Below are 13,814 nucleotides of genomic sequence, written 5' to 3'. Positions count from 1 at the left end.
GAATAGGGCGGCGCGTTACACCGCTCAGGCGGGCTGGTCGGGACGCGCGGGCGCGAACACCTCGATGACGCCGCCGGCCTCGCGAACCAGCAACGGCGGCAACGGCTTCGGTGCGATCGGCAGTTGATGGGTGAGCACCTGCCCGCTGGGCGAGAACGACGTCGAGTGGCAGGGGCAGCGCAAGGTGTCGTCGGGCGCGTCGAACCAGAGCCGGCACCCCTGGTGGGTGCACACCCCGGAGACGGCCTGCGGCTTGCCGTCGACGCGGCGGACGAATCCGCTGACCGAACCGAGGTCGAAGGGATGCATCGCCCCGTCGGGCACCTGTGAGCTGGCCGCCACCCGCTGCCAGGTGCCGGCGTTGGGTGTGAGCGGCGCGCCGTCGGCGGCGGGGACCCCACCGGTCTGACCGGTGAGCAGGGCGCGGTCGATGGACACCGCGGTGACCGCGGCGGCCGCGGCTGCCGACGTGCCGACGATCACCTGGCGGCGGGTGCTGCTGCGCTTCGGCGCCGCTTCTGCTCGCGCGTCGGACATCTGCTCGGCGAGGCGACGATGCAGGTCGTCGAGGAATTCCGGGCGGGGGGCCTCGCCCCTGCGCCCGGCCGCGCGCAATTCGATCGCCGTGCGCAGTTGCGCCGCCTCGAAGTCGTCGGGGGCGAACGGCCTGGGCCGCCGGCCCCGCAGCAGGTCGTCGACGTAACGGTGTAACCCTCGCGCGTTCATGGCGGGCTCCCCTCGTTGAGCTGCGCCGCCAGCCGCAGCGCGCGATGCTGGAGCACCTTGGCGTTGGCGACGCTGACCCCGAGTTCGGCGGCGCAGTCCTTGATCGAATGGCCTTGCAGGAAGCGCAGTTCCAGGATGTGCCGGTAGCGGTCCGGCAGGTTGTCGAGAACCCGGGCGACACGTTGGGGCGCGGTGCTGATCGCTTCGTCGCTCTGCGGTGGCTGCTCGATGTCGTCGATCGAGGTTATCTCCCGCCCCAGGGTCTCCCGCCAATGCGCGGCCAGCACCGTTCGCGCGGTGACCCGCAGGTATGCGCGCACCTCGCCGGCGCTCGCGGTCAGCCGCAGCGGCCGCAGCGCGGCGAGGAAGACCTCGGCGGTCAGGTCCTCGGCGTCGGCCCGGTTGCCGACCCGCACGAACAGCGTGCGATACACCCAGGACGCGTTGTCGGAGTACACGGCCTCCCAGTCGGGATAGCCGTCGTCAAAGCCGCCGTCGGGCACCGCGCGCAGCGGCCGTCCGACGGGTTCGTTCGGTGCCGCCACGTGCCTCCTCCACCCGATGAATATCGAGTCGGGTTACACCGGGTATCACGGTGCGGCGAGTGAGGTTTGTTCACTGAGCAGCTCGTCGAGTTTGGTGGCGGTGGACGAGAACACCGACTTGGCGATGCCCAGAAGGCGCGCCCGTACCCGGGGCTTCGCCGCCGCCGTCGGCAGCAGGTGGCCGATCAGGTGCCCGAAGAGGTCCAGCCGCGCGGCGGACATCCAGGCGGTCAGCTCCGGGTCGTCGAGCCAGCGCAGCTGATTGGCGTAGTCGGCCTGCGCCAGCCGCAGCCAGTCCAGGTCGGTGTCGGGATGCGGCAACGGCACGCACAGCCCGTTTTTCACCGGGTCGCCGTGGTACGCGGCTTCGACGTGGGCGATCAGCGCGGCGCTGAAGATCTGTTGACACCCGCGCACGCTTTGCAGCGTGATCTGGCCGGGGCCGAAAATGGGTGTCGCCGGCCGCTTTTCGGCGCCGTCGGCGGTGCAGTCGATGTACAGGGCGTGGCCGTCGCGTGCCAGCGTGCCGCCGTCGAGGACCATCCGGTCCGCGTCGACGCGCAACAGGTGACCCATTCGCACCACGTCGCCGATGCGCCGCAGCGCCTCGAGCTCCAGCCGGGTGACGGTCGCGCAGCGGTACATGGTCGGGCGGACCGCCGGATCGATTCGCAGCAGCAGGCCGGCGTCCTCGAGCCGCGCGAACAGGTCCTCGACCGACGTGGCGTCACGGATGGCCCGCAGCTGCGCGGTGAAGCTGTTCTTGACGACGTCGGCGAACAACGCTCCGGGCTGCATCGTCGCGCGATCCAGCAGCCAGGAGTCGCGGGGCATGATCCAGGTCAGCCGGTCCGGCGCGATGCCCTGGTCCAGCAGCCACAGGCAGCTGTCGATGCCGGTCTTGCCGGCGCCCACGACGACGTAGCGCTCGTGCGCGCCGAGCTTCGGCAGGTCGTTGGGCGGCACGCAGGTAACGCCGGGCCCGACCTCGTAGGGCGGCGGGCGCATCGAAGGCACCGTGACCCGCATGTAGGTGGCGTCGACGATGCGGCGCGCAACGCTGACGGTGTAATCGTCGCCCGCGAGCGTGGTGAAGCGGCCATCGCCGCGGTACTCGCTCATCGGGAAGTAGGTGACCCGCCCGCTCGCCAACAGCTGCCGGCGCATCACATGGTCGTAGTAGGCGCACACCTCGCCGGCGGTGGCCAACTCGTAAAGCCCTTTGTTCCAACCGATTTGGTCGATCGAGCCGCTGCCCAGGGCCAGCGAATTGACGCCGTAGAACGCCGAGGGCTGATGCAGGCGCACGAACGGGTAGGCCGTGGTCCAGTGCCCGCCCGGCTGATGGTTGCGGTCGACCAGCACCACGCGCGCGTCCGTTTCGGACACCAGCGTGTCGACGAACGCCATGCCCATGGCGCCCGCGCCGACCACCAGGTAGTCGGCCTCGATGGTGTGCATACGCCTGGAGGCTAGCGTGCTCAGCCGAGGTCGGCCGCCGCGGCGCGAATGTCGTTCAAGGCTTTGCAAGCCATCTCGGCGAGGTCCTGGTCATCGTCCGCGGCAAGCCATTCGGCGTAGGCCTCCTTGAACGCGAGCACCCCCAATTCGGCCGCCAGGGCCGCCGCCCGGGCCGGTACCCCCCGCGCGCGCAACGCGTACGCCATGGCCGCGGCGAGGCCGACCTGCTTGAGCGCGTCGCGCTCCTGCAACTCGGTGCTGCTGGCGATGACGGCTTGCAGCCGGGGGCCGAGTTCGCGGTTGAACGGTGTCATCGGCCCGGCCGCCCGCTGAAGTCCGGCGGCGACCGCGGCGAGCGGGCTCGCATCCGCGGGCGCCGAGGCGATGCCGTCGGTCAGGAGTCGCGCCAGGGTCTCCTGACCGGCCGCCAGCACCTCGCGCTTGTCGGGGAAATACCGGAAGAACGTGCTCTTGGTGAGGCCGGCCTGATCGGCGATCTCGGCCACGGTGGTCCGGTCGTAGCCCTGCTCGGAAAACAGCTGCAGCGCGGCGGCGACCAGCCGCGCCCGGGCATCCGGTTCCCATCGTGGCATCCCGCCATCGTAGGTGATGAGACTTTTATCCCATCACTCTGGTAGCGTGATGAGACATAAGTCCCATCACTCGAAGGAGTCGTTCATGCGGGTTTTCGTCACCGGTGCCACCGGCGGGGTCGGCTCGGCGGTCGTCCCCGAACTCGTCGACGCGGGCCACGAGGTCCTCGCGCTGGCTCGCTCGGACGCGTCGGCGCGGGCCGCCAAGTCCCTGGGAGCCGACGTGCTGCGCGGGGATCTCGACGACGCGGACAGCCTGCGCGAGGGCGCCGCCCATTCCGACGGAGTCATTCATCTCGCCTTCCTGCACTTCGACGATTTCGAGAAGGCGGTCGCCCAGGAGGCCGGCGCCGTCGAGGCTTTCGGCGCCGCGCTCCAGGGAAGCGGAAAGCCGTTCGTGATGGCCTCGGGCACGCCCGCCGTCCCCGGTCGTCCCGCCACCGAACGCGACTCGATGCCGACCGACGGACCCGTCGGCGGGCGCGGCCGAAACGCCGCGGCCGCTCTGGAATTGGCCGCGAAGGGCGTGCGGTCGGCGGTGGTACGCCTCCCCCGGTCCGTCCACCGGGAAGGCGGCCCGTATGGGTTCGCGTCCCTGCTGATCGAGGCCGCGCGACGAACAGGGGTATCCGGGTACGTCGGCGACGGCAGCCAGCGCTGGCCGGCCGTGCATGTCCTCGACGCCGCGCGGCTGTTTCGTCTGGTTCTCGAGGAGGCGACACCGGGCACAGTGGCGCACGCCGTCGCCGATGAGGGCGACCCGATGCGCGCACTCGCCGAAGCCATCGGGCGCGGGCTCAACGTGCCCACTGCCGCGGTCCCGGCGGAGGATTTCGGTTTCTTCGGCGCCGTCTTCGCCGTCGACCAGCCGGCGTCCAGCGAGCTGACCCGCGAGAGATTCGGTTGGCGGCCCACTCATCCGAGCCTGCTGGCGGACCTGGAGGCGGGCAATTACCCGGCGTGACACCAGGTGTCCTTGCGGCGCCCGTCGACAGTTACTAGGATATCCAAGTATCCGCCTCTCACGTGCGTACCAACCCGAGGACACCATGACCAGACAAATCCCCCACTTCATCGACGGGCAGCGCACCGCCGGCCAGTCCGCCCGCACCGCCGACGTGTTCAACCCCAGCACCGGCGAGGTGCAGGCGCAGGTGCCGATGGCGAGCAAGGCCGACATCGACGCCGCGGTGGCCTCGGCGGTCGAGGCCCAAAGGGGTTGGGCGGCGACGAATCCGCAACGCCGCGCCCGCGTGATGATGCGTTTCATCGAACTGGTCAACGACCACATGGACGAGCTCGCCGAGCTGTTGTCCCTCGAGCACGGCAAGACGGTGCCCGACGCGCGCGGCGACATCCAGCGCGGGATCGAGGTCATCGAGTTCTCCATCGGCATCCCGCACCTGCTCAAGGGCGACTACAGCGAAGGCGCCGGCCCGGGCATCGACGTCTACTCGCTGCGCCAGCCGCTGGGCGTGGTCGCCGGCATCACCCCGTTCAACTTCCCGGCCATGATCCCGCTGTGGAAGGCCGGGCCGGCGCTGGCGTGCGGCAACGCGTTCGTGCTCAAGCCGAGCGAGCGCGACCCGTCGGTCCCGGTGCGGCTGGCCGAGCTCTTCTTGGAGGCGGGCCTCCCGCCGGGCGTCTTCCAGGTCGTGCACGGCGACAAGGAGGCCGTCGACGCCATCCTGGAACACCCCGACATCCAGGCCGTGGGTTTCGTCGGCAGCTCCGACATCGCCCAGTACATCTACGCCGGGGCCGCGGCGCACGGCAAGCGGTCACAGTGCTTCGGCGGCGCCAAGAACCACATGATCGTGATGCCCGACGCGGACCTCGACCAGGCGGTCGACGCGCTGATCGGCGCCGGCTACGGCAGCGCCGGTGAACGGTGCATGGCGATCAGCGTGGCGGTCCCCGTCGGCGAGCAGACCGCAAACCGGCTGCGCGCCAGGCTCATCGACCGGATCAACAACCTGCGGGTGGGCCACAGCCTCGACCCCAAGGCCGACTACGGTCCGCTGGTCACCGAGGCCGCCCTGGCGCGGGTGCGCGACTACATCGGCCAGGGTGTGGCGGCGGGCGCCGAGTTGGTGATCGACGGCCGCGAGCGCGCCAGCGACGACCTGACCTTCGGTGACGCCAACCTCGAGGGCGGATTCTTCATCGGCCCCACGCTGTTCGACCACGTCACCCCCGACATGTCGATCTACACCGACGAGATCTTCGGGCCGGTGCTGTGCATCGTGAGGGCCAAGAATTACGAAGAAGCGGTGGCGCTTCCGTCCGAGCACGAGTACGGCAACGGCGTCGCGATCTTCACCCGCGACGGCGACGCGGCCCGCGACTTCGTGTCCCGGGTGCAGGTGGGCATGGTCGGCGTGAACGTCCCGATCCCGGTGCCGGTCGCCTACCACACCTTCGGCGGTTGGAAGCGCTCCGGCTTCGGCGACCTCAACCAGCACGGACCGGCGTCGATCCAGTTCTACACCAAGACCAAGACCGTGACGTCGCGGTGGCCGTCCGGCATCAAGGACGGCGCCGAATTCGTCATTCCCACAATGGATTAGAAACCACAATGTTCACCCTCAACGACGACGAGCGGGTCATCGCCGAGACGGCGGCCGCGTTCGCCGCCAAACGCCTCGCCCCGCACGCCCTGGAATGGGATGCCGCCAAACACTTTCCGACCGACGTGTTGCGCGAGTCGGCCGAGCTGGGCATGGCGGCGATCTATTGCCGCGAGGACGTCGGCGGCAGCGGGCTGCGCCGGCTCGACGGGGTCCGCATCTTCGAGCAGCTGGCCATCGCCGATCCGACCACCGCCGCATTCCTGTCCATCCACAACATGTGCGCGTGGATGATCGACAAGTTCGGCACCGCCGAACAGCGCAAGGCCTGGGTGCCGCGGCTGGCCTCGATGGACGTCATCGCCAGCTACTGCCTCACCGAGCCCGGCGCCGGGTCGGACGCAAGCGCGTTGAGCACCCGCGCCGTCCGGGAGGGCGGCGACTACGTCCTCGACGGCGTCAAGCAGTTCATCTCCGGCGCGGGGGCCTCGGACGTCTACGTGGTGATGGCCAGGACCGGCGGCGATGGCCCGCGCGGCATCTCGGCCTTCGTCGTCGAAAAGGGCACGGCGGGGCTCAGTTTCGGGGCCCTGGAGGAGAAGATGGGGTGGCACGCCCAGCCCACCGCGCAGGTGATCCTGGACGGCGTGCGGGTGCCCGCCGAGGCCATGTTGGGCGGCCCGGAGGGCGAGGGCGCCGGTTTCGGCATCGCCATGAACGGCCTCAACGGCGGCCGGCTCAACATCGCGGCGTGCTCGCTGGGCGGCGCCCAATCCGCCTTCGACAAGGGGGCCGCCTACGTCCGGGAGCGGGAGGCGTTCGGCAAGGCCCTGCTCGACGAGCCCACCATCCGGTTCACGCTTGCCGACATGGCCACCGGGCTGGAAACGTCGCGAATGATGTTGTGGCGGGCCGCGGATGCGTTGGACAACGACGACCCGAACAAGGTCGAGCTGTGCGCGATGGCGAAGCGCTACGTCACCGACACCTGTTTCGAGGTGGCCGACAAGGCCCTGCAGCTGCACGGCGGTTATGGCTACCTGCGTGAGTACGGTCTGGAGAAGATCGTTCGCGACCTGCGCGTGCACCGCATCCTCGAGGGGACCAACGAAATCATGCGGGTGGTCGTCGGCCGGGCCGAGGCCGCGCGAGTGCGTGCGAGCGCGTAGAAAGGCGACCATGACGAGCATCGCGTTTCTCGGCCTGGGCAACATGGGCGGGCCGATGTCGGCGAACCTGGTGGCCGCCGGCCACACCGTGCGCGGGTTCGACCCGGTGCCCGCTGCGGTCGCCGCCGCGGCCGGCAACGGGGTCACGACGTTCGACAGCGCGGCCGACGCGGTGGCCGGCGCCGACGTGGTGATCACCATGCTGCCCAACGGCGAGCTGGTGAAGCGCTGCTACGCCGACGTCTTGCCGGCCGCCAAGGCGGGCGCCCTGTTCGTCGACAGCTCGACGATTTCGGTGAACGACGCCCGCGAGGTGCACGCGCTCGCGGAGTCGCACGGGGTTTCGCAGCTGGACGCGCCCGTCTCGGGCGGGGTGAAGGGCGCCGTCGCCGGGACGCTGGCGTTCATGGTGGGCGGCGACGCCGCCGCCCTGGAGCGCGCCCGGCCCGTGCTGGAACCCATGGCGGGCAAGGTGATTCACTGCGGTGCGGCCGGGGCGGGGCAGGCCGCCAAGGTGTGCAATAACATGGTGCTGGCGGTGCAGCAGATCGCCGTCGGCGAGGCGTTCGTGCTGGCCGAGAAGCTCGGGCTTTCGGCGCAGTCCCTCTTCGACGTCATCACCGGGGCGACCGGCAACTGTTGGGCCGTGCACACCAACTGCCCGGTGCCGGGCCCGGTTCCGACGTCGCCGGCCAACAACGACTTCAAGCCGGGTTTCGCGACCGCGCTGATGAACAAGGACCTGGGCCTGGCCATGGACGCGGTGGCGTCGACGGGCTCGGCGGCGCCGCTGGGCCGGCACGCCGCCGAGATCTACGCCAAATTCGCGGCCGACCACGCCGACAAGGACTTCAGCGCGGTCATCGAGATGCTGCGCGACGGCTGACATCACCGTGCGCCGAGCGTGTACTCACTGCGAAATATGGCGCGAAAAATCGCACTCAGTACACGTTCGGCGAACGATGGCCTTTCTCGCGTTCAATCTTTTAGAAGTCGCCGGCGTTGCGCCGCAGCGTTTCGATGGATGACACCAAGGCTTCCGATTCGGCGGCGGACATCCCGATGTCGGCGAACACCTGCTCGTTGAGCGTGACGGTGGCGTCCTCGACGGTGGAGCGGCCCAGGTCGGTGATCTGCACCAGCGTGGTGCGCCCGTCGGTGGGGTGCGGCACCCGCTGCACCAGTCCGTCCGCCTCCAGCCGGCGGATCGCGTGGGTCACGCTGGTGACATGGACCTGCAGCCGGTCGGACGCCTTGGTGATCGGCAGCGCGCCGGTGCGGCTGAACGCCAGCAGCCGCAGCAACTCGTAGCGGGAGAAGCTCAGGTCGTAGGGGCGCAACGCCGTCTCGACGCGCGCCAGCAGGATCTGATGCGCGCGCATCACCGACGTCACCGCGACCATTCCCGGCGCCACGTCGGCCCAACCGGACCGCTCCCAGTTGTCGCGCGCCGCGGCGATCGGGTCACGCTTGCGCGGTCGTGAGGCAGCCACGCCCCTTCATACCGCACTTGGCGCGCGAGCGCGGCCTTTCCCCAACGCGGACAGCACCGCCAGCGTCGAGGCGCGGTTGCCCACGGTGATCCGCGCACCGCCGTCCGGGTAGCACCGCACCCGCAGGCCACCGTCGGCGAACGCCTCATGCCACAGCCCACCCCTCGGGGGCAGATACATGAAATTCGCGTGCGCGTCGGTGGTGTAGATCCCCATCGCGCTCAGGCGCATCCGGAGGTAGCAGCGTTCCGAGTTGATCAGCCGGACCCGTTGCAGCAGTTGGTCTTCCGCGCCGTACGAGGCGGCGACCGCGACCAAACTGGTGATCGGGGTGCCGAACGGCAGCTGCTGGGACCACAGGGTGCGGGCCAGCTCCCGCGATGCCACCCCGTAGCCGATCCGCAGCCCCGCCAGGCCGTACGCCTTGGAGAAGGTCCGCACCACCACCACATTGGGAAAGCGGGCTACCAACGCCGACACCGCGATGCGGTGCTCTGGCGCGGTGAACTCGATGTACGCCTCGTCGAGCAGGACGACGGTGTCGCGCGGCACACGGCGCAGGAAGGCCGAAACGGCGGCCGCGGACTCGATCGTTCCGGTGGGGTTGTGCGGCCGGCACAGCGCCACCACCCGGGCGCCGGCGGCGGCGCGGGCCAGCCCGTCGAGGTCGTGGTGACCGTGCTCGTCCAGGGGAACCGCCCGCGTCGTCAGCCGCGCCATCCGCGCGAGGATCGGGTAGCCGTCGAAGGTGGGCGTCGCCATCGCGATCGTGTCCCCCGGAGCGGTCAGCGCCTGCAGGGCCTGCAGCACGACTCCCGTCGCGCCCGCGCCCGGCACCACCTGTTCGGCGGGCACCCCGATGTGGTCGGCGATCGTGCCGCGCAGCCTCTCGGGCAGGAACTCCGGGTAGCGGTTGATGGCGTGCACCGACCGCATCAACGCCGACCGCACCGCCGGCAGTGGCGGGTACGGATTTTCGTTGAGCGCCAGCGCGAGCGGGTCCACCGCGGTGGGCAACCCGTCGGAGATGTCGCCGGCCACCGGGGGGTGCATCAGTCCCGCCCGCCCCAGCGCACCGCCGCCGCGCCGGCGAAGTCGCCGGCATGGGCGAACGCCGCCATCATGATGACGTCACCGGCCCCGAGGCGACCGTCGGAGATCGCACGGTCCAGGTTGACCGGGATCCCGGCGCCGAACAGATTGCCGCACTCGTCGAAGGTGTCTCGATGCCGTTCGGGGGGCAACTCGAGCGCCTCACGCCAGTTGCGCAGGAACACGCGGTTCGGCTGGTTGGTGACCAACAGGTCGATGTCCTTGGCGGGCAGCCCGATCCGGTCGCAGACCGCCAGCGCCACCTCGGGGACCTGCCGGTTGCCACGGGCCAGCACCTTGGTGATCTTGCTTTCGGTGAAGCCGATGCTGCCCTCCCCCGGCCCGGCCTGCCACCACTTGCGGGGCGGGTCGTAGGACAGCGTCATCTCTCCGGCGTACTCGCCGTAGGTTCGGCACTCGACGTCGAGGATGGGTGATCGGTCGCCCAGCGTGACCAGGCCCACCGCCGCGCCGTCGCCGGGCACCGCGGACTGCGCCTTGCGGCGGATGGTCGGCTGATCGAAGAATTGGCCGGCCGCGTTCTGCGCGATGGCGATCAGCGCGGTGTGCCCGGAACCGGAGGCCAGCAGTTTGCGAGCCACGTTGAGCGCCAACACGAATGCCGCGCAGCCGCCGTTGTTGAGGTCGAGCACCCAGGACGGCCGCATGCCCAGCCGGTGCGCGATGCCGCCGCCCTGGCCGTAGAAAGCCATGTCGGGCACCTGGGTGTGGGTGATCAGCACGTCGGCGCCCTCGATGACATCGTGGCCGTGCCGCTCGATCAGCCCCTGGGCCGCGCGTTCGATCATGTCGATGGAGCTCTCGTTTGGCCCGACGTGATGGCGAAACTTCGGCGCGCGAAACATGACGTTCTCGCGCAGGTCGTCGGATTCGGCGAATTGCGCGTAGTAGTCGGCGCCGATCGGCTCGCCGGGCAGATAGGTGGACACGTCGATCAGGCTGACGCGCGGCTGGCTCATGTTGCTACCTCATCCATTTCGGCGTCACCGGCAGGCCGTTGCGGTGCCGGTATTCGGCTATCGCCTTGAGGTTCTGCAGCTCCAGCGCGTGCCCGGCGCCGAACATGTCCCAGAAGTCGCCCACCCACACCGGGCGCTGCGACGGGGCGGTCTCCGGATACGGGTTGTGGTCGTAGAACGGGTGATGGCAATTGGTCCACAGCACAACCGATCCCGGCTTGTCGAGGACGACCTGTGCGTCGACGACGCGCATCAGATAGACCATCCACAGGTGCTTGCCCTGATCCCACGCGCAGTGGTAGTCGACCGTCCGCGCCGCAGGGTTGGCGATGGTCCGCGTGTAGATCTCGGTCTCCGAACCCAGCCGGTCGTAGGCCCGCCACAGTCCCGGCTCGTCGGTGGTCGTGAACCCGCGCAGGCTGTAGGTCCACTCCTCGAGGCTGCGGGTGTCGGCCATGTACTCGTAGAGCTCGTCGGGCGGGCAGGCGACGTAATCGTTGACCGTGCAGTACTGTCCGAAGACCTGGTCGTGCGGGTACACCGACCGCATCATCTCCATGATGATCGGGGTGGCGTGCTCCCGTGGGCTGGTTTCGATGCGGACCACCCCGTCGAGGGGGATGGAGATATCCTCAAGCGCTGGCAGCGACATTTGCCCTGTTCTCCTTTGCGGCCGAAATTTGTTCTGTGACAGCAGCGTTGCCTGACATCGCGGCGAGAAATGGTGCGAAGGGCGGGATTTCGTCGGCGGCGCACTCGACGCTGACCACCGCCGGGCCTTCGATGTCCAGCGCCGCCCCAAGTGCGGCCGCAAGCTCGGCCGGGTCGCGGACGTCGACCGACATCAGCCCGGGAAACATCGCCGCCAGACCGGTTCCCAGCGCGCTGGGCCGGAATCGGTTGTAGCTGTACCGGTCGCCGTAAAACAGCCGCTCGCGGGTCACGCACATGGCGTGGGCGTTGTTGTTGAACAAGATGAACGTCACGGGAAGCCGGTATTGCACGGCCGTGTGCACCTCCAGGCCGTGCATGAAGAAGGCGCCGTCCCCGGCGATCACCACGGTGCGGCCGCCCGGCCGGGGGCCGTTCGCGCGCCCGAACGCCATCCCGATCCCGGCCCCGAAGCTATAACCCATGCCGCCCATGCCGAGCGCGGCCACGAACCTGCCGCCGCGCCGCGCCGGCAGGTAGTGGATCGCGGCCGCGCCAGTGTTGCCGGCGTCGACCACGATGTCGGCCCCGTCGGGCAGCGCACGGTCCAGCACCGCCATGGCGTCGCGATACCGCACCCCCGGCCCGGGGCAGGGCGGCGGCATCAGCTCGGTGCGCCGCACCACGTCGGGCACCCGCAGGCCGTTCGGCCGTCCGTGACCGCGCAGCGCCTGGGTCAGCAGGCGCAGCGAGCCACGCAGGTCGTCGGTGTGCACATGGGTGCAGGGCAGATGGGGCCGCGTCGACCCGATCGACACGGTTCGCACGCCCGCCAGGGCGTCGTCCAGGCCCGCGCGCGCGGTCAGCGCCAGCCGGGTGCCGACGATGAGGCACACGGAGCTGGCGGCCACCGCTTCGGCCACGCTCGGGTGGCCCATGACGCCGGTCACCCCGAGCGCCGAAGACGATCCGAAACCCGGTGTCCCGGCGACGTCTTTGGCGTCGGGGACGGTGGCCACCCGGGCGCGCAGCAGGGCGCGCAGGTGCTCGAGCTCCACCCGGGCGTCGTCGCGCCCCACCTGCTCGCCGGCGATGATGGTGACCTGACCGGTTGCGCGGCGCAGTTCGGCGGCGATGGGATACGGGTTGCCGATCGGCGCGCTGTAACCGTTCGCATGCCCCGCGCGGTCAGCCACGGCGATGCGCGCCTGCTGAATGTCCTTGGGCAGCAACAACACCGCCGGGCCGCCGGTGCGCGCAGCCGCGACGGCCCGGGGCAACGCCGAGACGATGTCGGCTGGGGCCAGCACCCGCTCGCACCACACCGACACCGCCGAAAACAGCGCCCGGGCGTCCAGCGATCCGTTGCGCCCGCTGGTGTCCTGGAAACTGCCCCGGCCGTCCATCGTGGTCGCGGCCTGGCCGACCAGGGCCAGCACCGGAACCCGGCTCGCGAACGACTCGCCCAGGCCGGCGACGAGGTTCAGCGCTGCGCCGCCGGACGTGGCCGCCACCACCCCGAGCCCGGCGCCGCTGCGGCTGTACCCGTCGGCCATGGTGGCCGCCGAGAACTCGTGCTTGGCCAGCACCGCGGTGATCTCGGGCTCAAAGTGCGCGGCGTCGTAAAGATCCTCGATGTTGGCGCCGTCGACGCCGAAGACGTGGTCGACCCCGAGCGTCGCGAGGTGCCCGACGATGTGGTCGACCACCCGGTACCTGCCGGACATGCCTTCAGACACGAGCCGGGCGCTTGATCGGTTCACCCCGGCGGTGAACCGGTTACCGGCAGCCTTCGTGGTGTCTAGATGACCATCGAACTGCGCGACGTGGTGCGCGAGTACCGGGTGGGTGGTCAACCGGTCCGCGCGCTCGACGGGATCAGCCTGCGCCTCGAGTACGGTCAATTCGTGTCGGTGGTCGGCCCCTCCGGTGCGGGTAAGAGCACGTTGCTGCATCTGCTCGGCGCGCTGGACTCCCCGGATGCCGGCTCGATCACGTTCGACGGCGAGGAGATCGGCCGCCTGGGCGACGAAGAGCAGTCGCGGTTCCGCCATCACCGGGTGGGCTTCATCTTTCAGTTCTTCAACCTGCTGCCGACGCTGTCGGCCTGGGAGAACGTCGCGGTGCCCAAGTTGCTCGACGGTGTCCGGCTGGGCAGGGCCAGACCGGATGCGATCCGGTTGCTGGACCGCGTCGGCCTGGGCAACCGGACCGAGCATCGGCCTGCGGAGCTGTCCGGCGGCCAGATGCAGCGGGTGGCGGTGGCGCGCGCGCTGATGATGGACCCGCCGCTCATCCTCGCCGACGAGCCCACCGGCAACCTCGACTCGACGACGGGCGCCGCGATCCTGCGGCTGCTCGCCGGGGTGGCGCACGAGGACGGCCGCGGCCGGCTGGTGGTGATGGTGACCCACAACGCGGAGGCCGCCGCGGCGACCGATCGGGTGATCACGCTGCAGGACGGGCGGGTCGGTTCCGACGTACCGGCGGTCCCCGCGTGAGGATCACGGCGGCGGCGAGCCGACTGCGCGTGT

13 protein-coding genes and 1 pseudogene are annotated in these 13,814 nt (G+C 70.1%); 5 read left to right on the top strand and 9 right to left on the bottom strand.

Going from position 1 to position 13,814, the window contains the following annotated elements; translation table 11 throughout:
* Positions 1-24: 24 nt before the first annotated feature.
* The 4 genes from KXD96_RS08055 to KXD96_RS08040 are packed head-to-tail and all read right to left on the bottom strand — an operon-like array spanning position 25 to position 3,325.
* Positions 25-726 carry a Rieske (2Fe-2S) protein gene (locus KXD96_RS08055; RefSeq protein WP_260744056.1) on the bottom strand — a complete coding sequence of 234 codons (702 nt, stop codon included), beginning with the start codon at positions 724-726 and terminating at the stop codon, positions 25-27.
* Positions 723-1,271, bottom strand: a complete 549-nt coding sequence (locus KXD96_RS08050) for an RNA polymerase sigma factor (RefSeq protein WP_260744055.1) — start codon at positions 1,269-1,271, stop codon at positions 723-725. Before KXD96_RS08050 ends, KXD96_RS08055 begins: the two co-directional genes overlap by 4 nt.
* Before the next feature lie 45 nt (positions 1,272-1,316).
* A complete protein-coding gene (locus tag KXD96_RS08045; RefSeq protein WP_260744054.1) occupies positions 1,317-2,732 on the bottom strand; it encodes an NAD(P)-binding protein in 1,416 nt (471 codons plus the stop codon).
* Between the two features lie 20 nt (positions 2,733-2,752).
* Complete coding sequence (locus KXD96_RS08040) at positions 2,753-3,325, bottom strand: TetR/AcrR family transcriptional regulator (RefSeq protein WP_260744053.1); 573 nt, start codon at positions 3,323-3,325, stop codon at positions 2,753-2,755.
* Positions 3,326-3,410: 85 nt separating this feature from the next.
* Here KXD96_RS08040 and KXD96_RS08035 point away from each other — a divergent pair, with 85 nt between their 5' ends.
* The 4 genes from KXD96_RS08035 (at position 3,411) to mmsB (ending at position 7,950) form a co-directional block, all read left to right on the top strand.
* Positions 3,411-4,289, top strand: coding sequence for an SDR family oxidoreductase (locus KXD96_RS08035; protein ID WP_260744052.1), 879 nt, complete (start codon positions 3,411-3,413; stop codon positions 4,287-4,289).
* Positions 4,290-4,374: 85 nt separating this feature from the next.
* Positions 4,375-5,895, top strand: coding sequence for a CoA-acylating methylmalonate-semialdehyde dehydrogenase (locus KXD96_RS08030; protein WP_260744051.1), 1,521 nt, complete (start codon positions 4,375-4,377; stop codon positions 5,893-5,895).
* An 8-nt stretch (positions 5,896-5,903) separates the two neighbouring features.
* Complete coding sequence (locus KXD96_RS08025) at positions 5,904-7,064, top strand: acyl-CoA dehydrogenase family protein (RefSeq protein ID WP_260744050.1); 1,161 nt, start codon at positions 5,904-5,906, stop codon at positions 7,062-7,064.
* A 10-nt stretch (positions 7,065-7,074) separates the two neighbouring features.
* A complete protein-coding gene (gene mmsB / locus KXD96_RS08020) occupies positions 7,075-7,950 on the top strand; it encodes a 3-hydroxyisobutyrate dehydrogenase (RefSeq protein WP_260744049.1) in 876 nt (291 codons plus the stop codon).
* Positions 7,951-8,050: 100 nt separating this feature from the next.
* On the opposite strand, the gene KXD96_RS08015 is transcribed toward mmsB, so the two are convergent.
* From KXD96_RS08015 to KXD96_RS07995, 5 genes and pseudogenes are all read right to left on the bottom strand, one after another.
* The gene (locus KXD96_RS08015) at positions 8,051-8,557 is read right to left on the bottom strand and encodes a MarR family transcriptional regulator (RefSeq protein ID WP_260744048.1); all 507 of its coding nucleotides are present in this window, start codon (positions 8,555-8,557) and stop codon (positions 8,051-8,053) included.
* An 11-nt stretch (positions 8,558-8,568) separates the two neighbouring features.
* Positions 8,569-9,610: pseudogene (locus KXD96_RS08010) on the bottom strand (pyridoxal phosphate-dependent aminotransferase); the annotation flags it as partial.
* Positions 9,610-10,629: a 3-oxoacyl-ACP synthase III family protein gene (locus KXD96_RS08005; protein ID WP_260744046.1), complete on the bottom strand. Its 1,020-nt coding sequence runs from the start codon at positions 10,627-10,629 to the stop codon at positions 9,610-9,612. The pseudogene KXD96_RS08010 and the gene KXD96_RS08005, both read right to left, overlap by 1 nt.
* Before the next feature lie 4 nt (positions 10,630-10,633).
* Positions 10,634-11,281 carry an SRPBCC family protein gene (locus tag KXD96_RS08000; protein ID WP_260744045.1) on the bottom strand — a complete coding sequence of 216 codons (648 nt, stop codon included), beginning with the start codon at positions 11,279-11,281 and terminating at the stop codon, positions 10,634-10,636.
* On the bottom strand, positions 11,262-13,007 hold the full coding sequence (locus KXD96_RS07995) for a thiamine pyrophosphate-binding protein (protein WP_260745272.1): 1,746 nt from the start codon (positions 13,005-13,007) through the stop codon (positions 11,262-11,264). The genes KXD96_RS08000 and KXD96_RS07995 overlap by 20 nt, the downstream gene beginning before the upstream one ends.
* Positions 13,008-13,085: 78 nt before the next feature.
* Here KXD96_RS07995 and KXD96_RS07990 point away from each other — a divergent pair, with 78 nt between their 5' ends.
* Positions 13,086-13,781: an ABC transporter ATP-binding protein gene (locus tag KXD96_RS07990; protein WP_260744044.1), complete on the top strand. Its 696-nt coding sequence runs from the start codon at positions 13,086-13,088 to the stop codon at positions 13,779-13,781.
* Positions 13,782-13,814 lie beyond the last annotated feature (33 nt).

Source organism: Mycobacterium sp. SMC-2 (genome assembly GCF_025263485.1).
Classification (GTDB): Bacteria; Actinomycetota; Actinomycetes; order Mycobacteriales; family Mycobacteriaceae; genus Mycobacterium.
The sequence above is the reverse complement of the archived record's forward strand: the minus strand, read 5'-3'. Positions and strand labels throughout refer to the sequence as shown.